Genomic DNA, 19,749 nt, shown 5'->3' with positions numbered 1-19,749 from the left:
GGTCATCCTGATGACTTGGCGCTTGGCTGAATTGACATTGACCATCTTAGTGACTATAGTCATCTGAATAGTCAATGTGAGCGCACCATCATGCAAACGATCCAAGCCTCTGAGTTCAAAGCCAAATGCCTAGCCCTCATGGATAGGGTCGCCATCACCGGTGAGACATGGGTTATCACTAAAAATGGCAGGCCTGTTGCCGAACTCCGTCCTTGCTCCGGCGGCCGCCTTGACTCGCCGTTCGGTCTCCATCCAACGCTGGAAATCCACGGCGATGTCATCGCTCCACTGGATGATCTCTGGCAAGTATTGGCGTGATTCTCGATACGCACACCCTGCTGTGGATGGATCGCAATGACCCGGCGCTCGGATCGAATGCACGGCGTCAGATCGAAATTTGCTGGCGCGCCGGCTCGGTAGCGGTGAGTGCGATCAGTTTCTGGGAAGTGGCCATGCTCGTCGAGCGCGGGCGCATTGTTCTGCCCGTGCCGGCTGAACGCTGGCGGGCAGACTGGCTACAGGCGGGGCTGGTGGAAATACCAGCTCGACGGACGCCTCGCCCTGCGGTCTTGCCAACTAGCGAACTTGCATCGTGATCCCGCCGACCGGTTCATTGTCGCAACCGCCCTCGACCGCAATGTCCCATTGGTAACGGCCGATCAAAAAATTCTGGATTGGGATGGACATCTGTACCGGTTGGACGCACGCGAATAGCGGCGTCAGGTGGGTTGCCGCTGTTTGGCAACCTGACTTGAGAAAATTCCCCTCCACCCCTTTGAAAAAGGGGGGGGCGAGCGCAGCGAGGGGATTTAATCAAATAGAAAATGCCCGCCGCTTGATTGAAAAATTGGGCGGCGGGTTTTTTATTGTGTTGTGTTATGCTTAACTAATACGCAATACTGAAATAATCGCAAATGTCGCAATTAGAAAAACTGTTAGCATAAATGCGCCATAATCCACGCGATTGGCGAATAGAACAACTCGAAGCAATTGCCGCGCAAACGGGGATGAAAATTCGGCGAACCGGCGGCAGTCATGTCATATTCCAGAAAGACGGCTGCCCGCTTGAAGTGTCCGTCCCAGCGCGTAAGCCGATCAAACCCATCTATGTGACGCATTTCATCGCACTGATTGACTGGAGGCAGTGATGCAACCGCGATTTGAAGAGTATCCCGTGACGATCAGTCCATTGACCCTTGCCGAGGGCGGCGGATTTCTCGCCACCTTTCCAGACCTGCCGGGTTGCTTGGCGGATGGCGAAACGCCAGAGGAAGCGCTCACCGATGCGCGAGGTGCGTTCGACTGTTGGATGGCTGCGCACATCGCAGATGGGCGTCCTATCCCCGTCCCGCGAGCGCGGGATGCCGTCGCTGCATAGATTGGGTTGCGCCGCGAGGCGTGACCCCGTGAGGGAATGAAAATGCCCGCCGCTTGATTGAAAAATCGGGCGGCAGGTTTTTATGAAACAACCATTTTGCTGTGGAACACACCATGGGATTAAGTTATGTCACGGTGACAGTCAGTAACCTCGCTAAAACGCAACCTGCGTATGCCGCAGAGTTTTTAGTCGATACCGGTGCAATTGATTGTTTAGCTTCAGGTGTCGCGTTACACGCTGCGGGCATTATGATTGAAGGCAAAGATGTCTATGAACTGGCGGATGGCAGCGTCATTGAATACCCGTATGGATTTGCGCGGGTCGCCTTCATGGGCGCAGAAACAGTCACCCAAATTATTTTTGGACCAGACGACTGCGAACCACTGTTAGGCGTGGTCGCTTTGGAAAATACTGGCATTGGCGTTGATCCAGCCACGCGCTCGCTGCGCAAAATGTCAGCCAAACCATTAAAATGAAGCAGCCGCGTCGGTTGGGTTGTGTGCCATGCGCGGTGTTGATAATCAATGACCAAACAAAACGGCACACAACCTGACATTTCCCGCCCATTCAACCCAATTCAATCGAATTAACCGTTGCTTGGATTGGAATTGAAATCAACCAACCGCCGCCGGGCAACCGGGGCGGTTTTTTTGTTTGGAATGGTTTATACGCAAACTGTGCAACAGCAAAGGTTGGATTGCGCCGCGCGGTGTGACCCGATGATTGAATGAAAATGCCCGCCCTGTGAATTGAATTGCAGGGCGGGTTTTTAATGAATGATCAAATGAAATGACCGGTTCTCACTGATTGAAAAATGGCAACACAACATCCAAATAAGGAAATCAGGGCGGCAATTGAGTATGCTCAGAATCGCGGCGGGCGGTGCGTGAAAGCAACTGGTCACGCCCACATTTGGGGCAAATTGCTCTGTCCATTGAAATCCCGCAACGGGTGTTCATTCCATGTTCACAGTACACCGGCTCATTCGTAAGCACACGCAGTGCGTATCCGTCGCGCTGTTGACTAATGTGATCACACAGGTTAAAACTGTAAATGAAAATTTTTAGTTTTTCATTACCTATACCCACCATTGATGATGCGCTCGTCAATGCGCTGTATGGTCGTTACTCAGACATGAGTATTGGATCACACCATGGGCAAATGTACGTCGCATGTGATCGCGAGGCCGCTTGTCTGGAGTCAGCCATTGATTCAGCGGTGACGGATTTGTGGGCAATGGGTATTCATCCACTGCGTATCGAGTTGGACATTCCCGAATTAGCCGCGTAGATTGGGTTGCGCCGCGAAGCGTGACCCGAAATCCGCCCCCCCTTTATTAAAGGAGGGGGAAAGGAATGAACATGCCCGCCGCTTGATTGAAGAATTGGGCGGCGGGTTTTTGTGGGTGGAGTGGTTTATACTCATGGCAACAATCACTAACCGGAATTGACGAATGCCGACGATTAGCATGTTTTATGGTGTGATTGTCTCGATGTTTTTCGAGATCAGAGAAAAACATCATTTGCCTCATATTCATGTTCGCTATCAGGGATTTCAGGCGGCGATTGCTATCAACGATGGTGCCGTGTTGGCGGGTGATTTCCCACCACGACAATTGCGCATGGTGCAAGTGTGGACAGATTTGCATCGCGATGAATTGCTGGCAAATTGGGAACTTGCCAAAGAAGGTGTTGAACCTTTTCGTATTGATCCGCTCAAATAATGGAATATCATTATGTTACTTGATGTCATTCATGTGACGGCTAAGGCTGATTTCAGCCTTTTACTTGAATTTGAGAACGGGGAACGCCGCTACTTTGAGATGGCGCCCTACATGGATCAAAAGCCTTGGGTGCGCCTAAAATCTAGTCATGCTTTTCTAGGTGCCTATGTCGAAAACGGCACTGTCACTTGGCCCGGAAATATTGATATTGATCCTGAAACTCTCTACGAATGCTCACTTCCTGAACAATCATTTCTGACTGTTTGTCCTGATATAGCCGCGTCGGTTGGGTTGTGTGCCATGCGCGGGATTGGTGAATAATGACCAAACCCGAACGGCACACAACCTGACATTTCCCCCGAAGAAATCCCCCCCTTTTTTGCAAAGGGGGGTAAGAGTAAAGCCCCCCTTTTGCAAAGGGGGGGTTAGGGGGTTTTAATCAAAAGGGAAAAATTCAATTAACCGTTGCTTGAATTGGAATTGGAATTGGAATTGAAATCAACCAACCGCCGCCGGGCAACCGGGGCGGTTTTTTTATTAGAGTTGTTCTAACGTAAAGAATGAATGATAGTGCAATAAAATTTCTCCAAATACCACGAGAAAAATAAATGAAAATTACAACGTTAGACCTAAAGCAAGATCGGCAATGGAGCGCCACGATTGGTATGACTAGAGAACGGTTTTTTATTTTGCTAGATCATTTCAAAAATGCTTATTTTCAGACTTATAAAACAGAACTATCTAAACGAAAAGTTGAGGTTAATATTGGCTATTGTATTAATAATGAAGAGGAGCTTTTATTGTTCACCTTATTTAGTCTTAAATCAGGACTGACCTATGATGCTTTAGGCGTTGTTTGTGGAATGAGTGCTTCATGGCGGTAGAAGACACGACTTTCATCTATTAAAACAAGAATTTCCACCCGAGCTACCCTGGTTTGAAAATTGTACAATTAGAGTTGATTCAGGATACACCGGAATTGTTAATAGTTATCCATGCAAAAACGTTTCAATTCCACATAAGAAATCTAAAAATAAACCATTAACAAATGAACTAAAAACTACCAATAAACAGCTTGCTTCAGAGCGTATTTTTGTTGAGCATAGTATTGCTGGATTAAAGCGATTTCGTATTCTTTCAGATCGGCTTCGTATTCATAACTTTGATTTGTATGACAAAATTCTCGGTGTTTGTGCTGGATTGTGGAATTTCAACCTAGCTAACTAGCTGATTTTGCTAGTTAAAACAACTCTAATACTATGTGGCAACCCCGCCCTCAGTGACCAACTTCGCCACACTTGCCCTACACCTAAATTTCCACAGAAGCCCAACTTCATAATGCTGTAAAATCACCTCCCGTTAAACAAGGCGCCAACTAAACAGATAGGCTATTACAGCCGATCCAGGATAATTTGATCGCAGCAATGCAATTATAATCAAGTGGTTATGCCTGTCTTAGCGGTCGTCTTATGTTGGATTGACTATAACAGTCAAGGTTTTGACTAACTGCTTAGTAAGAAGAAATTAGAATTCTTCTATGGTTGGTCAATATTCAATAGAAACTTGGTGTTCTGCTTTTCAATACTTAAAGGATATTATGATGAAAAAAATAACTGCTGTTGGGATACTTTTTGTAAGTAGTTTTTATTTAACTATCGGTAACGCAAAAGATAGGATCATTGAAGGGGTAATTTCGGAATATGAATGTGGAGATAATTGTTACTTAACTATTATAAAGTCTAATGGGAAAGAACATACCGGTTTATGCACTGCTGCCTTGTGTCAAAAATGGAATGAAAATGCAGAAATGCCTGTAAAATTTAAAGGTCAAAAAGTAAGAATAACTGTTGGAAAAGAGTTTCAATACGACGGAAGCGGTAATGTAGCAGGTGAACCTATGGATTCATTTGATAAAATAATATTAAATTTAGAAAACATCTATTTTGCCGCTGACACGCCGCCTACAGACTATATCCCTAAAGAAGCGCCACTTTGCTATCAATTTCAAGTTGCTAGTTTGGAAGAACAGCTCAATAAAATTAGAGCAAAATATTCCAATTTATACGATTATAAGATTGTTAATAACTCAAATGGGAGTCGTTCATTACTTGCAAAAAGGAAGGATGATCAAGGCAATGAAGTCAATTATTTTTATTCTACGAGTCCTCGCATCTGCAACGAATATCAACAGAAGAGACTAGGTTCAAGACAGTGAAATTGATTAATCCACCTTCCCTTTCTTCTCAAACACCTGCACCGCGAGATTCTCCTCTTCATGTCGGCCTTCACTGGCATGGCTTGCGGTAAAGCCGAAAACTTAATTGTCAGTTCGAGCCGTCCAGTCACGATGTTCTCCGCATTGAGCCTGAACACTTAATTCAACGCCACCACTGCCGCATGAATCCGCCACGCCACCGCCGCTTGACTGTAGCGCGCCAGCACCAACGCCCGCGCCGCCGTCGTGCGTGATCGGCGCTCGGCCGCACTCGCCGCCCGCACCGCCAAGATCGCCGCCCGCAAACTTGCCGCATCCGGCGCCGCCCACTGCGACCCGGGCAGGGCAAAATGTGTCTGCGCCGCCACCAATCGAGATCGCACCAACCACGCCGTCTCTGGCGTACAAAAATCCCGCTGCCCACCGGCATCCGTCGTCACCACCGGCACGTCAAACAACATCGCCTCCGCCATCGGCAACCCAAACCCCTCGCCGCGACTTGGCGCAACTAATTGATTTACTTGCTGATATAGCCACACCATCTCCGCCGGCGCCAGCTCCACCTCAATCACCAGCACCCGCCGCGGCCCGTTCACCCAGCGACTCGCCACCGCATCCCGCCCCTGCCGCCGATACCCCCACCGCGTCAACTCCGCCTCCACCACATTATGCGGATTGGCAAAGGTCTTGATAATTAACGCCATTTCCGGCGGCAGGCGGCTGTGAACCTGTAACAACACATCAACACCCTTGCGCGGAAAACCCGATGAGACATGCAGCAACCGATACCCGCCCGGCAACGTCACGCCCGCTGGTGCGCGGGGACTGTGATCGAGTAACGCATCCGCCACCAACCCCGTCGTAATTGCTGGAATTTTCAAGCCGTTAGCGATCAACACATCTCGGACATAATCCGATAAACACAACACGCCCGACAGCCGGCGGTTAAACGCCCTGATCCACTGGTGCGGAAAACCTGACTCCTCCCACCCGTAGGGACCAATGATCCGCACCAACCCGCGCAGGGCATTGGTGCGCGGCGGATACACGTTGCGTAAAGTCACCATCACCTGCCGCAACCGCGACCGCGTCAATGGCGCCAAGTCAGGATTTGTCGCCAAAAAACTACGTTGCGGGCGCGTGTCACCGTAACCGTCAGTTTGATACAACGCCACCTGATCGCCCGCGTGATGTAACGCCCGCGCCACGCCGGTATTGACCAACGCCAAACTGTAGCTCGAATCACACGGCCCCTCGATGCGCACCGTCAGCGGCGCCGTGACCAATGCTGGCGCGTAACCTGACCGCCGCCGCTGCTCGGCCCACTGCCGCTGGCGACGGTTGCGATCACACCACACCTGTTTAATTTCCGCCACAACCTGATCCGCCGCCAGCGCCGTCAACCGCGCTTCGTTAGGTAATAACTGCGCCATCGGCATGATCGGCGTAACACCGTACACCAGCACCAGCAACTCGTGCCACAGCGCTCGTTGCACTGCCGCGACAGTGGCCGAATTGGTCAAAACGCTCGGCTCGGCCAAACTCAAGTACAGATCAGCCGCGTGATAAGTCGCTGATAACTGAGCCGAATTCGCTTGTGGGCGCAGTTCCACCTGATCGCTCAACCCGAGTTGCGCGGCGTATTCCGTCAACGCGGCGAGGTAATTGGCGTCATCCGCCGCGCCGAGCGGACTGGCTAAAATCAACGCGACGTTACCATCGTCCACCCGCCGTAACTGATATAAACACTCAAGCAGCCGCGACTGGGCGTGATCGGGCTGCAATGCACCGACATACAGTAACGTGTACGGCTGCGTGACTAGATAATCCCGCCCCGGATGCGCCGGCAACCACGGCACCGGCGCGTCAAAACACCGCAATGGTGGTAACGGCGCGACAGGTATGTTTGACGCCACAGCGACAGTTAATTGCCGTTGTCTTAAATCAGCGCGTAATTCATCCAATTGCCGCTGAATACTCATATCCAATGGCTGGCGCATCGTGGTTAATACCGTTCCGGCCAAGCGCGGCACGGCGGTTTTTAATTCAGCCAGTTCATTGCGTACCGCCGCAAACTCGCGCTGCTGATCCTGTTGAAAATCATTCAACCGCACCGCTTGCAATTGCAGCCGCGCTTCTTGGTGCGCCAACCATTCCACCAATTCGGCAATCTTTTGCATCAGTGTCATGGTCAATTCCGCCCGCTGCGCCGAGCGTTGTTCATTCTGCGCTAACCATTGCACCAATTCACCCAATTGATTGGCCAATTCATCGCGGCGCTGCGCCTCATCAGCAACTTGTTGTTGTAATTGATTAAATGCGGCCGCGTGTTGCTGCTGCGTTTGATTCAATTGTTGTTGTAATTGCGTGAGAATCGCCGCCTGCTGCGCGAGTTGTGCTTCTAACATCACAACCCGTGTGCGCGTATTGCCGACGTGCAATAATGCGGCGAGCGCGTGACGAATGCGGCGCCATTCAAAAACTAAACGGGTTTTAATTGACATCTCACCGATGCTTTCATGTCAGGTTTGATTAAAATGTATTGGGATTTGCGCAGTTTAATTGCCGCTTATCGTGATGCTTGACAATTCTGCTAATAACCGCCGCAACGGCGCTGGAATGCCGAGTGTTTGACAGTCATCAACTGAAAACCATTGCTGCCCCGCCGCCGCGGTGAATTGCGTTGGCACGGTGTTTAGTGTCATCACAATTGGCCAAATGTCGAGATGAAAATGGGTGAAGGTGTGGCGACGTGGCGCTAATGTGACGCTGTGGTCAGGTTGCGACGCAGTGTGTGCAAGACACCACTGCGCGGCGTCAAATTCGAGCGGCAGCTCGGGTAATGTCCACAATCCGCCCCAAATCCCGCTCGGCGGGCGCTGCTGTAGCAAAATTGCGCCAGTGTCGGCACTGCGCAACACGAGCCACTGCACCGCTCGCACTGGCAAGTCCCGACGCGGGCGCGGCGCGGGATAATCTGCCACTTGACCGAGCGCCAGTGCTTGACAGCGCGGCGCCAGCGGGCAGTGCGCACAGTCGGGTTTGGCGCGAGTGCAACATGTCGCACCTAAGTCCATGATCGCCTGCGTGTACGCGGCAACGGTGGCGGCGCTCGGCGTCAACTGGTCAGCCAGCGTCCACAAGTGCGCGGTTACGGCGGGTTCGCCCGGCCAACCAGTCACGGTAAAACAACGAGTTAGCACCCGTTTGACGTTGCCATCGAGGATCGCCTGCCGTTGTCCGTAGGCAAGTGACAAAATTGCACCGGCGGTGGAGCGCCCGATGCCGGGCAACGCGGTGAGCTGTTCTAACGTCGTGGGCAGTTCGCCACAGTGTTGTTTAACCACCAATTGCGCGGCGCGGTGCAAATGCCGAGCGCGGGCGTAGTAGCCGAGACCTGACCACTGTTGCAAAACTGCATCAAGTGGCGCGGATGCCAATGCCGCGAGCGTGGGGAATTGTGTCACAAAGCGCGTGAAGTACGGCGTGACCACCGCGACCTGCGTTTGCTGTAACATGATTTCAGAAACCCAGACGCGGTAGGGCGTGGTGGGCGGTTGCCAGGGCAGATCGTGACGCCCGTGCTGGGCAAACCAGTTTAGAATTGCCGGGGCGAAGGTGTCAGGTGTCCAAGCGGGCGGGGGCGCGGCCGTCGTGCAGGTCAGCAAATCGGCGGGCATGGGCGGCGGTCAAGCAGCTATAGAATACGGTACGGGGGGAAGTGGAGCGGGTGATGGGAATCGAACCCACGCCATCAGCTTGGGAAGCTGAGGTTCTACCATTGAACCACACCCGCTTGAGGTGATGATTGTAATAGCTTTTGCGCGGGATGGCAAGTGGTCAATAAATGATGGGGTTAATTACGCCGCATCTTTCATCAAATCGGCCGGTTTTGATTTGATATTTTTAATCATGTATTCGATATTTTCACGCGGTCATTATGACTACTCAATTGGTTGATTCATTCGGTCGTCACATTAATTATGTTCGCTTGTCGGTGACGGATCGGTGTGATTTGCGATGTGTGTATTGCATGAGTAACACGGTGCAGTTTTTACCGCGTGACCAATTATTAACGCTGGAAGAATTGGTGCGGCTAGGGCGCTGTTTTACTGCATTAGGCGTGCGGCATTTTCGTATTACCGGCGGCGAGCCGTTATTGCGGCGAAATGTGCTGTGGTTAATTGCGCAATTAAATACGTTAGGCAGCGATCATCAATTAACCTTGACCACCAATGGGACGCAATTGGCGCGCCACGCATTGGCATTAAAGGCGGCCGGCATTGCGCGGATCAATATCAGTCTTGATTCACTCCAGCCCGCTCGTTTTCGCCAATTGACTCGTTGCGGTGATTTAAACCAAGTGATTGCGGGGATTGACGCGGCACTGGCGGCGGGTTTTCAGCGTATTAAACTCAATAGCGTGATTGTGGCAGATTATAATACCGACGAGGTGTTTGATCTGGCTGCATTTGCGATTGCGCGGGGATTGGATTTGAGTTTTATTGAAAAGATGCCGCTGGGTGCCGAGTTAATGGAACGCAATGAAACGGCAAATGAATCGGCATTGGATTATTACCCCAGCGCGACGATTCGCAATCGTTTAATACAGCAGTTTGAATTATTACCGACCACTGAAACTACCAGCGGGCCGGCGCGGTATTGGCGGGTGGCGGGAACACAGACGCGCATTGGTTTTATTTCGCCGCGCAGTCATAATTTTTGTGAACGCTGTAATCGAATGCGCGTGACCGCGACGGGTCAATTATTACCGTGCCTCGGGCAGCGCGATTTGGGAATTGATTTACGCGCTATTTTACGCGCTAATCCGAATGATGATGCGCCAATTCTGCACGCAATTTGCGCGGCGGTGGCAATGAAACCGAAAGCACATGGGTTTGATACCGGCAATCAACAGCCGCCAGAATTGAGTGAAACTGCGCCGCCAATCTGTACCATGAATCGGATTGGGGGTTAGTTAAGGTTTAATCAATTTTTTGCTATTTAACCGTATTTGGAGACTGTCATGCTTTCATTACAAAATATTAAACAGGCGTTTGAGTTATCGCGCATTTAGAGGTGCTAATTATGACAAAATAATTTCCTAAATTTATCGCGTATGTTAGTTTGTTTGTTGTTTTTTGAATAAAATAGTTTAAAGGAAATCAATATGCGCTTCTCTGCATTTGCATTCGCAACCGCCGTCACTTTTACTACCATGCCATCATTTGCAACTGAGGTATTTTCGGCGCAAGGATGGGAGCGTGGTGGCGACAGTTTTAACATTAGTATTTCACGGTCTGATGATAACGTCATCACGATGGATATTGAGCTTGTAGAGGGGCATCCATTTATTTGCAGCGGTAACTTTGTTGTTATTCAAAACAATGTTCAATATAACGGCGTTAGCTTGAAAACTGTAACAGGCGATAGTCAATGTGGAGACGTTTATATCAACAGCACATTCACACTGACCTATAACTCGTACTCAACGCCCCCAGATTGGAGCCAAGCATTCACCTTAATATATGATGACTATACTGCCGAGATTCCCGCCACTATTAATAACGCACAGCTTATGGTGTTTGTTATTGGTCAGGGTCACGTTGTGAGCGATCTGGCGGGCATTGATTGCAGCACACTTTTTTGCACAAGTACGTTTCCCATTAACTCCGCAATCACATTGACCGCTATCCCATCTGATGGTTGGCTATTCAAGGAATGGCAACGAGGCAGGTGCAATACTAACCCTGTCTGTCCTGGAACTTTGAGCAGTTCTAAACAAGCGGTTGCTGTCTTTGAACCGATAATCACATCTAGTCAACGTGCGATACAACTGATTGTGATGGGCAATGGTCAAGTAACTAGCCAACCAGACGGTTTGAGTTGCGGTGCCAATAGTATTTGTAATGCCATTTTCAATGCTGGAGATTCACTGACACTCACTGCAAGTGATAATAATGGTTTTATAGGTTGGGGTGGTTTATGTGCAGCACAAGGAACAGTACCAGTATGTACAGTTGCTATTGATGATTTATTTCTAAATGATGCACAAAACCAGCAAATTATCGCATCGTTTAATACAGTCGTTCGTGAGCAAACCACACGGTGGAAAATCGCAGAGCTTTATATGGCAACGGTTGGCTATGCAATGGATGCTGAGGGATTAAATTATTGGATTAATCAGGTAGATAGTGGAGCAATGACACTTGAAGAAGTGGCGCAAAGTTTTTTTGAACAACCACTCGTTACTGAGATGTATCCTGCTACACTGAACGACGGTCGTTTTATTGACGAAGTGTATCGCAACATTTTTGGGCGTGAGGCTGACACAGATGGTAGAAATTATTGGATAACGGAGTTGAATAATGACCGTAGCCGTGATTACATGATTGTTATGATGATTAACGGCGGGTGGGCGAATCAATCAGTCGATGCGCAGTCTGATATGATGCGTTTTAAACATCGTACTGAAGTAGCTTTAGCTTTTGCTGATTATCAAAACGATCACAACATCATATTTAGTCAACTCAATTCTGCTAATCAATCAGGACTTATTGTGGGCGGCACCAATATATTGGCTGGGGTTACACAAGATGTCGCAACCCGCGATGAAGCAATCGCTATTATTCCTGCACTATTGACTGCTGTTAAAGAATAACTACTGACATATATTTTTTGCTGCTAGATATTTAATATCTGGCAGCAACCATCGGAAATGCTATTTTTGCTTTTATTTAGTATACTACTAATAAAAAAAGTCCTGATTTACTTGAACCACTTGCAGATTAAATAACCCCAATCATAATACTGCGGTTCGTTCTCTTTAATTGCCTGCTTGAAATTTAGCAATTGTTCCCATGCCACAGCGTGGGAACGATCAGCAATGAATCATTCAGGTTAGAATACCGCTACTCAGGCTAATCAGTATTGAAAATTGGAGGCAGTACTTATGTCCGTCACTTATGAAGAAATTCTTAATTTATTTCGTGAAGTTGCCGAGGCACAACGTGAAGTTGCCGAAGCGCAGAAAGAAACTGAGCGCCAAATGAAAGAATCATCTCGGGAAACTGAGCGCCAAATAAAAGAATCATTTCGAGAAACTGAACGTCAGATGAAAGAAATGTCTCAGGAAACTGACCGTCAGATGAAAGAAATGTCTCAGGAAACTGACCGTAGATTTCGGGAAACCGAGCGTTTCATTAAACAACTATCAAAAAACCTCGGTGATATTGGCAATCGTCTTGGCGAATTCGTTGAACACATGGTCGCCCCCGCCGTTGTGCGTTTATTTCGTGATCAGGGAATTGACGTTCACGCCGTTTATCCTGGTGTTACCGCCAAACGCAATGGAGTGGCGCTGGAAATTGATCTCCTCGTCATCAATGATGGAGCGTTAATTGGCGTTGAATGCAAAAGCAAATTGGTTGAAGAACATATTGATGCCCATTTGGAGCGCATGGCAAAACTTAAACAAGTGCAGCCGATTTATCAAAACCATCGTGTCATGGGGGCGGTGGCGGGAATGGTGGTGGAAGAAAAGGTTGCTAAATACGCGATGGCGCGGGGATTATATGTTTTGTGTCAAAATGGCGAACAGATTGATATTTATAGCCCAACTAATTTCACGCCTAAAGAATGGTAGCCGCGTGGTCATCGATTAATAATTGACGCTAAAACAACTTTATTAAACAACTCACTTTTTCAATCAACCAACCCCCAACCTGAGCAATGAACAATCATGCTAACCGCAATTGAGTATCTCGAACTTGCCACCACCCAACCAATTGAAATCATCGATGTCACCGCATTAATACGCGAGCGGATTAAACCGCTGGGGATTGACAATGGATTATTAACAGTCATGTCCGCGCACACCACCGCTTGCGTGAATATCAATGAATGCGAGCCGCATTTACAGCGCGACATGTTGACTTTTTTGAAACGCTTCGTGCCGCGTGATGGTGATTATGCGCATAATGTCGTGGCGACCGACGGGCGGGATAATGCGCATTCGCATTTAATGGCGTTGTTAATGACCGCGTCGGTGAGTATTCCAATTGTCAATGGCGAATTATTAATCGGCGGGTGGCAATCGGTGTTTTTTATTGAATTAGACGGGCCGCGTCCGCAGCGCCGTTTAACTTTACATTTAATGGGAGCGGCATAACTCATGCAGCCAAATGATGTGCGCGGTTTCTTTGCCGATTGGGCGAGTTTAGATGCCGAAGACTATTTGTTATTGGAGTATTATTTTGAATGCAGCGGGGAACCCGAATTAGCAGCCGCGCATCTGTGCAGTGAACAATCTACCGCGCAATGGAAACGGGTGGGAATTGATGAAGATTACCGCCCGCAATTTGCCGCAAAAGTGATTGACTTAAAAATCACCGCGCATTTGCCCGAGCCGAGTTATTCATTACAACCCGAGGTGCGCGGGGCAATGACCGCATGTCAAGTGCGTATTGCGCATCCGCATCGCAATTTCGGGCCGCGGCTGCCCAATTTAATCAGCGCGGTATTAGGTGAAGGTGCATTTTTTGCGCCCGGTATTCCAATTGTTAAATTGCTCGATATTCATTTTCCGCCGAGTTTTTTATCCGCATTTCAAGGGCCGCAATTCGGGATTGATGGCTTGCGTCAATTATTAAAGGTGTATGATCGCCCGATCTTTTTTGGCGTGATTAAACCGAATATCGGATTAGCGCCCGCGCCCTTTGCTGAATTAGCGCATCAAGCGTGGTGCGGCGGATTGGATATTGCAAAAGATGATGAAATGTTGGCGGATCCCGACTGGTCGCCGCTGGCGGAGCGGGCGCAATTGCTCGGGCGGGCGCGGGTGGCGGCAGAGCAAGCAACGGGTGTGCCAAAACTGTATTTGGCGAATATCACCGACGAGGTGGATCAATTGACGCGCTTGCACGACGCGGCGGTGGCGAACGGGGCGAACGCGGTGCTGGTCAACGCGCTGCCGGTCGGGTTGAGCGCGGTGCGGATGTTACGGCGCCACGCCACCGTGCCGCTGATCGCGCATTTTCCGTTCATCGCCGCCGCCACCCGCCTGCCGTGTTACGGTGTCCACAGCCGCGTGTTCACGCGATTACAGCGACTGGCGGGATTTGATGCAATCATCATGCCCGGCTTCGGGCCGCGCATGATGACCAGCGAGGCCGAGGTGCTGGATAACATTGCCGCGTGTCTCGATCCGAACTTTGGCGACATCAAACCGAGTTTGCCGGTGCCGGGCGGCAGTGACTCGGCCGCAACACTGGAACATGTGTACCACACCATTGGTCACGTCAACTTTGGATTTGTCCCCGGCCGCGGCGTGTTTGGTCATCCGCACGGGCCCCGCGGCGGTGCGGCAAGTTTGCAACAGGCGTGGGCGGTGCTGGCGACGGGACAATCGCTCAACCCGCCGCCGGCCGATTTGCCCGCTGAATTGGCGGCGGCGTTGCAGACCTTCGGCAGTCACTGAAGCTGTTGGCATTGTGGCACTGTCTGATTTTGTCAACACCTTCGGCACGGATTTGCTGCGCCGTTACGGTGAACGGGTGCATAAACTCGCCATTCACGCGGGGTTTACCTGCCCGAATCGGGACGGCAGCAAGGGTATCGGCGGGTGTAGTTTTTGCAACAACCAGTCATTTAGTCCACACGCCCGCGCTGCGCCGAGCATTGCCGAGCAGATTGACGCCGGACGGCGGGTGTTGGCCAAGCGCACCGGTGCCAAGCGGTTTATCGCTTATTTTCAAGCCTATACAAATACTTACGCGGATATTGCGCGGCTGACTGATTTGTACCAGCAGGCGCTGGCGGAGCCGGACGTGGTGGGTTTGTCAATCGGGACGCGGCCGGATTGCGTCCCGACGGCGGTGCTGGAGTTGCTGGCGAGTTTTCGCGCCGCCGGTTATGAGATTTGGTTGGAACTGGGTTTGCAGTCGGCGTGCGATGCGACGCTGCGGCGGGTGAATCGCGGTCACACGTTCGCCGATTATCGCCACACGCTCCACGCGGCGCGGGCGCACGGGTTGTTGGTTTGCACGCATTTGATCGTTGGATTGCCGGGAGAAAATGCCGCGGCCGCGCAGGCGAGTTTGGCGCAGGTGCTGGCGCTCGGCACGGATGGGTTGAAGTTGCATCCGTTGCATGTGGTCACGCAGACGCGGTTGGCAGCGCAATGGCGGGCGGGGCAGTATCAACCCTGGCAACTGGCTGATTACACTGCGGCGGTGGCGGAATTGGTGGCGCGAACGCCGGCGGAAATTGTGTTTCACCGTCTCACCGGTACGGCCAGCCGTGACATTTTGCTGGCGCCGGACTGGTGCGCGAAAAAATGGGTGGTGTTGAACGGAATTGAACGGGCGCTGCGGCAGCGGGGGTATGTGCAGGGGTGTTTGGCGGGGGAGATCACGCGGGTTGGTATTCACGGTAATAATTGGGTGAATGATGAAGCATGATTTAACACCATTAAAACGGGTGGAGATATGCAAATAAAAATCAATTGCATGGGCGGGTGAATATTGCTTTAAGTTAGAATGCGAAACTTGATTGCTGTGTTGTCAATATCCAACCACAGAAAAATACGGTTATTAAGCGTTCTGGATGCGCAAAACGTAAAGGACGTTACAATTAAATTTCGATGGATATCAGTTACGATCCTGCAAAGAACGCTCGCAATATCGCCGAACGCGGATTGAGTTTTGATCGGGTGGCGGCGTTCGATTTCAAAACTGCGCTGTTTGTTGTTGACAACCGCTACGATTATGGCGAAGTGCGTTATCGGGCGCTGGGTAAAATGAACGGACGTGTACATGCGCTGGTTTTCGTGGAAAACCCAACTGGCATCCGTGTTATCAGTTTTAGGAAGGCAAATAAGCGCGAGGTAAAGTATTATGAAGAAGCGACCAAATCTTAATCGCCTTAATAACGATAATCCAGAGTGGACGGATGCAGATATTAGCAACGCGGTTCAATTCACAGGGCTACCTGCATCATTGCAAGTTAAATTGCGCCGCCGCCCCAAGACCGATCAGTTAAAAGGGCGTATCAAAAATCATTTCGATCAGGAAGTGATAGCGACGTTTTGAGTAACATCATTACTGTCACGCGCTAGTCGTTCGATTTAGATTTCGCCATCTTTGCCGCCGCTGTTTTCAATTCAGCTGCCTAATGACATGACGTGCTAATTTGACGGCGAGCGGCTGCCACAAGTGGGCGGGCGGTGATTTATCATAACCATTATGAATAGCAAACAACTTATCAAACGATTAGAGGCGGATGGTTGGGAGCTGCGCTCGGTGCGCGGCAGTCACCATCTGTTTCGCCACCCGACCAAGCCCGGCCATATCACCGTGCCGATACTTTTTTCTTGAACATTGCTGAGTAATGCTCAACTGCCAATCCGAAGATTGGGGTGTATCTACCAAAGCTACAAAAGCGAATGCTTTTGCAGCGCGAACTCTTTGATGCGTTTCAAGTTTTACACCAGCAACTCGTGCTGGCAACCGCATACTCGAACTTGTTAAAGAGCGTGATTTAGCAACATGGGCTTGGTTATCGCCATTAGGTGCATGCTGCTCTGTTTAGAATAACGACGGATTTGTGTACTGTCAAAGTCGTTCTCTGTCAGAAATATGCTAACGGACTCAGCATTCCTCAATCATGCTAAGCAAAACACAGTTTATTGGATACTATGTGGCAACCGCACCCTAAACAGGATTTGGGCGTTGGCTTGGTGCATAAGCTGCTGAAACAAGCTGGATTAAAATAAAGGAGCGCCGCCATGAAATTTCCGATTGCGATTGAACCCGCCACCGACAGCACCGCTTGGGGCGTGGTGGTACCTGATCTGCCGGGCTGCTTCTCGGCTGGAGATTCCACCGAGGACGCCGCCATCAATGCCGTCGAAGCAATCGAGTTACATTGCGAAGCGCTGGTCGAAGACGGCGTCGAGATTCCCGTCCCGCGGCCGCTGGCTGAATGGCAGGCTGATCCAGAATTTGCCGGTTGGATGTGGGCGCTGGTTGACGTGGATGTGTCACATTTCGAGAGCGGCGCTGAACCGGTCAACATCACGCTGCCGCGTTGGTTAGTGGCGGAAATTGACGCCCATGCCAAAGTACGCGGCGTCACCCGCGCTGACTTTTTAGCCGATGCGGCGCGAGCGGCGCTGCGTTAACCGCGCATTTTTCACATTTTGGAAAGCAAAACATGACATCACTGGCAATTATCGGCGGCACCGGCTTTGACACGCTGCCGGACTTGGTGATCGAACACCGCGCACCCGTCACCACGCCTTACGGTGACACTTCAGCGGCGCTGTTGCGCGGGCGACTGGCCGGGCATCCTGTGTTATTTTTACCACGACACGGCGCCACGCACGGCATCGCGCCGCATCAGATCAATTACCGCGCTAACATCCAGGCGCTGGCGCAGGTGGGCGTGACCGACATCATCGCACTCGGCGCAGTGGGCGGGATTGCGGCGGATTGCGGGCCGGGCGTGTTGTGCGTTCCCGACCAGTTGATTGATTACACCAGCGGGCGCGAGTTGACCTTTTTCAGCGATTCGAGTCGCGGTGACGAGCGCGCCGCTGTGTTACACAGTGACTTCACCTCGCCGTACTGTGAAACACTGCGCCAGCAATTGTTGACCAGCGCCGCGGCCGCAAACGTGCCAATTCGCGCCGCTGGCTGTTTAGCCGTCACGCAGGGGCCGCGGCTGGAAACGGCGGCGGAGATTCGCCGTTTGGAACGTGACGGCTGCGATCTGGTTGGGATGACGGGAATGCCCGAGGCGATCTTGGCCCGCGAGTTGGGACTGTGTTACGCCGCGCTGACGTTCGTGGTCAACTGGGCGGCCGGTAAAGCCGCCGGTGAGATTACAATGGACGAGATTCACGCCAATTTGACCGCCTGCGCCGGTCAAGTTGGGCAAGTGTTACGCGCTGTGGTACAAGTGTCAGGGCGCGAGTGCTGAGTTTTCCGCGCCGGCTAGACGATATTTTTAATGATTTTTGAATAACTTAGGAGTGAAACATGGCTGCAACACCCCCCACAAAAAAATCCGGCGGTTTTTTTCCCAAACTGCTGCTGTGGAGTTTGGTACTGGGTTTTGGTTTTTTGTATTTGAAATCGCTCGATCAGGAATATCAGCAGCGCCAACAGCAGCGGCAGGCGACGGATGAGACCGCTGCGGCGCCGTCAACCGCAGTGGCAACGGGGCCGGCGATGCCGACGGTGGCGGTGACGCCCGCGGCGACTCCGGCGCCGGTTCAATTTGCCCCCACCCCCGACGCTCCGGCACCAGTGTTGACCACCGTTGCACCGCCGGTCACGAATGCGCCGCCTGCGCCAGTTGCCGTGTCACCCGCGCCAGCACCTGCTCCGGTGACACCTGCCCCGGTGACGCCGCCGAGTCAATCAATTACGCAATCACCCGCCGCCCCGGCCGTTGCCAGTCAACCGACTCAGCCGCAACCTGCGCCGCAGTCACAACCCGGTTACGGTGGTTTTTGGCAAGCGCCTGCGCAGGCGGTGGACGATCAACGCGCTCGGTTGATGGAACAGCAGCAGCGGGCGTATGAAGCTGCCCGTCAGCAGTGGGAGGCAACTTACGGACGGGTGCAGCCGCCGGCTGCGGGTGGTTACATCGCGCCGCCGCAGTATGGTTATCCACCGCGCTACGGGTATCCGCAGCAGCCGTACTATCAACAACCGGCGGCGCCGCAGCAGTAATGTTGTTGCTGCAATTGTACCGGCGGCCGCGGCGCTGGTTATCACTCGTCGTGCTGGTGTGGCTGGGTTGTTGCCTCACCAGTCCGGCGAGTGCGGCGGATGCGGTGGCGACGTTGAAACAGTATTTGACCGGGCTAAATAGTTTGAGCGCCGATTTCCGCCAAATCACGCTCGCCGCCGGTGGTGAGCAGATCATGGAGGCGCGTGGTCAACTGTACCTGCGCCGTCCGGGGCGGATGCGCTGGGAATACCGCCCGCCCAATGAGCAGTTGATCCTGGCGGATGGCAAGCGGGTGTACGTTGAGGATAAAGAACTGAATCAGGTGTCGCACCGTAGCCAAGCGGCCGCGTTGGAAGGGACGCCGGCTGAGTTGCTGGTCAGTGACCGTCCAATCGAGCAGATGTTCAAGTTGCGCGAGTTTGACCGGGGCGATGAGCGCGATTGGGTGGAATTGCGCCCCAAATCAAAAGAGTCTCAAGTTGTCCGCCTGCAAGTCGGTTTTGTCGGCGGCAAGTTGGATACGTTGGTGATGGAAGACCGTTTTGGGCAACTGACGCGGTTTATTTTCACCAAAGTGCGGCGCAATCCGGCGCTGGCCGCTAGTCTGTTTCAATTTGAACAACGCCCGGGGGGCGATTTTTTGCAGATGGATTGATGGTTAATGCGCCGTGATCGTGCGCCGTAACGCTGTTT

At 51.5% G+C, this 19,749-nt stretch carries 25 protein-coding genes, 1 tRNA gene and 1 pseudogene; 24 read left to right on the top strand and 3 right to left on the bottom strand.

Annotation, left to right across the window (positions count from 1 at the left end):
* The first annotated feature begins 90 nt into the window (after nucleotides 1-90).
* From HUK38_RS02255 to HUK38_RS02205, 11 genes and pseudogenes are all read left to right on the top strand, one after another.
* Entirely contained in the window at nucleotides 91-318 is a 228-nt protein-coding gene (locus tag HUK38_RS02255; protein WP_182582157.1) for a type II toxin-antitoxin system Phd/YefM family antitoxin, read from the top strand.
* The gene (locus tag HUK38_RS02250; protein WP_202985503.1) at nucleotides 315-596 is read left to right on the top strand and encodes a PIN domain-containing protein; all 282 of its coding nucleotides are present in this window, start codon (nucleotides 315-317) and stop codon (nucleotides 594-596) included. Before HUK38_RS02255 ends, HUK38_RS02250 begins: the two co-directional genes overlap by 4 nt.
* A gap of 348 nt (nucleotides 597-944) precedes the next feature.
* Complete coding sequence (locus tag HUK38_RS02245; protein WP_238787364.1) at nucleotides 945-1,148, top strand: type II toxin-antitoxin system HicA family toxin; 204 nt, start codon at nucleotides 945-947, stop codon at nucleotides 1,146-1,148.
* The gene (locus HUK38_RS02240; protein WP_182582156.1) at nucleotides 1,148-1,378 is read left to right on the top strand and encodes a type II toxin-antitoxin system HicB family antitoxin; all 231 of its coding nucleotides are present in this window, start codon (nucleotides 1,148-1,150) and stop codon (nucleotides 1,376-1,378) included. Before HUK38_RS02245 ends, HUK38_RS02240 begins: the two co-directional genes overlap by 1 nt.
* Nucleotides 1,379-1,491: 113 nt before the next feature.
* Complete coding sequence (locus HUK38_RS02235; protein ID WP_182582155.1) at nucleotides 1,492-1,854, top strand: pepsin/retropepsin-like aspartic protease family protein; 363 nt, start codon at nucleotides 1,492-1,494, stop codon at nucleotides 1,852-1,854.
* A 577-nt stretch (nucleotides 1,855-2,431) separates the two neighbouring features.
* Nucleotides 2,432-2,668: a hypothetical protein gene (locus HUK38_RS02230; protein WP_182582154.1), complete on the top strand. Its 237-nt coding sequence runs from the start codon at nucleotides 2,432-2,434 to the stop codon at nucleotides 2,666-2,668.
* Between the two features lie 163 nt (nucleotides 2,669-2,831).
* Nucleotides 2,832-3,101: a DUF4160 domain-containing protein gene (locus tag HUK38_RS02225; RefSeq protein ID WP_182582153.1), complete on the top strand. Its 270-nt coding sequence runs from the start codon at nucleotides 2,832-2,834 to the stop codon at nucleotides 3,099-3,101.
* An 84-nt stretch (nucleotides 3,102-3,185) separates the two neighbouring features.
* A pseudogene (locus HUK38_RS02220) lies at nucleotides 3,186-3,422 on the top strand (hypothetical protein); the annotation flags it as partial.
* 287 nt (nucleotides 3,423-3,709) lie between these two features.
* Nucleotides 3,710-3,985: a hypothetical protein gene (locus tag HUK38_RS02215; RefSeq protein ID WP_182582152.1), complete on the top strand. Its 276-nt coding sequence runs from the start codon at nucleotides 3,710-3,712 to the stop codon at nucleotides 3,983-3,985.
* A complete protein-coding gene (locus tag HUK38_RS15575; protein WP_182582151.1) occupies nucleotides 3,969-4,328 on the top strand; it encodes a transposase family protein in 360 nt (119 codons plus the stop codon). The genes HUK38_RS02215 and HUK38_RS15575 overlap by 17 nt, the downstream gene beginning before the upstream one ends.
* A 310-nt stretch (nucleotides 4,329-4,638) precedes the next feature.
* Nucleotides 4,639-5,316, top strand: a complete 678-nt coding sequence (locus HUK38_RS02205; protein WP_238787362.1) for a hypothetical protein — start codon at nucleotides 4,639-4,641, stop codon at nucleotides 5,314-5,316.
* Nucleotides 5,317-5,474: 158 nt separating this feature from the next.
* Here HUK38_RS02205 and HUK38_RS02200 read toward each other — a convergent pair whose 3' ends face one another.
* The 3 genes from HUK38_RS02200 to HUK38_RS02190 form a co-directional block, all read right to left on the bottom strand.
* A complete protein-coding gene (locus HUK38_RS02200) occupies nucleotides 5,475-7,820 on the bottom strand; it encodes a glycosyltransferase (protein ID WP_182582149.1) in 2,346 nt (781 codons plus the stop codon).
* A gap of 54 nt (nucleotides 7,821-7,874) precedes the next feature.
* Nucleotides 7,875-8,996: an A/G-specific adenine glycosylase gene (mutY, locus tag HUK38_RS02195; protein ID WP_182582148.1), complete on the bottom strand. Its 1,122-nt coding sequence runs from the start codon at nucleotides 8,994-8,996 to the stop codon at nucleotides 7,875-7,877.
* A gap of 42 nt (nucleotides 8,997-9,038) precedes the next feature.
* Nucleotides 9,039-9,112: transfer RNA gene (locus HUK38_RS02190), tRNA-Gly, on the bottom strand.
* Nucleotides 9,113-9,256: 144 nt separating this feature from the next.
* Here HUK38_RS02190 and moaA point away from each other — a divergent pair.
* The 13 genes from moaA to lolA all read left to right on the top strand — a co-directional run bounded on the left by moaA (nucleotide 9,257) and on the right by lolA (nucleotide 19,711).
* The gene (moaA, locus tag HUK38_RS02185) at nucleotides 9,257-10,294 is read left to right on the top strand and encodes a GTP 3',8-cyclase MoaA (RefSeq protein WP_182582147.1); all 1,038 of its coding nucleotides are present in this window, start codon (nucleotides 9,257-9,259) and stop codon (nucleotides 10,292-10,294) included.
* A gap of 192 nt (nucleotides 10,295-10,486) precedes the next feature.
* Nucleotides 10,487-11,977 (top strand): DUF4214 domain-containing protein, encoded by a 1,491-nt coding sequence (locus tag HUK38_RS02180; RefSeq protein ID WP_182725704.1) that lies wholly within the window; start codon nucleotides 10,487-10,489, stop codon nucleotides 11,975-11,977.
* Nucleotides 11,978-12,268: 291 nt separating this feature from the next.
* A complete protein-coding gene (locus tag HUK38_RS02175; protein ID WP_182582145.1) occupies nucleotides 12,269-12,961 on the top strand; it encodes a DUF3782 domain-containing protein in 693 nt (230 codons plus the stop codon).
* A gap of 96 nt (nucleotides 12,962-13,057) precedes the next feature.
* Nucleotides 13,058-13,486: a secondary thiamine-phosphate synthase enzyme YjbQ gene (locus HUK38_RS02170; RefSeq protein WP_182582144.1), complete on the top strand. Its 429-nt coding sequence runs from the start codon at nucleotides 13,058-13,060 to the stop codon at nucleotides 13,484-13,486.
* Between the two features lie 3 nt (nucleotides 13,487-13,489).
* Nucleotides 13,490-14,794 (top strand): RuBisCO large subunit C-terminal-like domain-containing protein, encoded by a 1,305-nt coding sequence (locus HUK38_RS02165; RefSeq protein ID WP_182582143.1) that lies wholly within the window; start codon nucleotides 13,490-13,492, stop codon nucleotides 14,792-14,794.
* Nucleotides 14,795-14,807: 13 nt separating this feature from the next.
* A complete protein-coding gene (gene mnmL / locus HUK38_RS02160) occupies nucleotides 14,808-15,776 on the top strand; it encodes a tRNA modification radical SAM protein MnmL/YtqA (RefSeq protein WP_182582142.1) in 969 nt (322 codons plus the stop codon).
* A gap of 182 nt (nucleotides 15,777-15,958) precedes the next feature.
* Nucleotides 15,959-16,234: a BrnT family toxin gene (locus HUK38_RS02155; RefSeq protein WP_182582141.1), complete on the top strand. Its 276-nt coding sequence runs from the start codon at nucleotides 15,959-15,961 to the stop codon at nucleotides 16,232-16,234.
* A complete protein-coding gene (locus tag HUK38_RS15015) occupies nucleotides 16,212-16,406 on the top strand; it encodes a hypothetical protein (protein WP_182725703.1) in 195 nt (64 codons plus the stop codon). The genes HUK38_RS02155 and HUK38_RS15015 overlap by 23 nt, the downstream gene beginning before the upstream one ends.
* Nucleotides 16,407-16,559: 153 nt before the next feature.
* On the top strand, nucleotides 16,560-16,691 hold the full coding sequence (locus HUK38_RS02150; RefSeq protein ID WP_182582140.1) for a type II toxin-antitoxin system HicA family toxin: 132 nt from the start codon (nucleotides 16,560-16,562) through the stop codon (nucleotides 16,689-16,691).
* Nucleotides 16,692-17,101: 410 nt separating this feature from the next.
* Nucleotides 17,102-17,497, top strand: coding sequence for a type II toxin-antitoxin system HicB family antitoxin (locus tag HUK38_RS02145; RefSeq protein WP_182582139.1), 396 nt, complete (start codon nucleotides 17,102-17,104; stop codon nucleotides 17,495-17,497).
* A 32-nt stretch (nucleotides 17,498-17,529) separates the two neighbouring features.
* Nucleotides 17,530-18,297 (top strand): S-methyl-5'-thioinosine phosphorylase, encoded by a 768-nt coding sequence (locus tag HUK38_RS02140; RefSeq protein ID WP_182582138.1) that lies wholly within the window; start codon nucleotides 17,530-17,532, stop codon nucleotides 18,295-18,297.
* Nucleotides 18,298-18,356: 59 nt separating this feature from the next.
* Complete coding sequence (locus tag HUK38_RS02135) at nucleotides 18,357-19,055, top strand: hypothetical protein (protein WP_182582137.1); 699 nt, start codon at nucleotides 18,357-18,359, stop codon at nucleotides 19,053-19,055.
* Nucleotides 19,055-19,711 carry an outer membrane lipoprotein periplasmic chaperone LolA gene (lolA, locus tag HUK38_RS02130; RefSeq protein ID WP_182582136.1) on the top strand — a complete coding sequence of 219 codons (657 nt, stop codon included), beginning with the start codon at nucleotides 19,055-19,057 and terminating at the stop codon, nucleotides 19,709-19,711. The genes HUK38_RS02135 and lolA overlap by 1 nt, the downstream gene beginning before the upstream one ends.
* Nucleotides 19,712-19,749 lie beyond the last annotated feature (38 nt).

This window comes from Thiospirillum jenense (genome assembly GCF_014145225.1).
In the GTDB taxonomy this organism is placed as follows: Bacteria; Pseudomonadota; Gammaproteobacteria; order Chromatiales; family Chromatiaceae; genus Thiospirillum; species Thiospirillum jenense.
The sequence above is the reverse complement of the archived record's forward strand: the minus strand, read 5'-3'. Positions and strand labels throughout refer to the sequence as shown.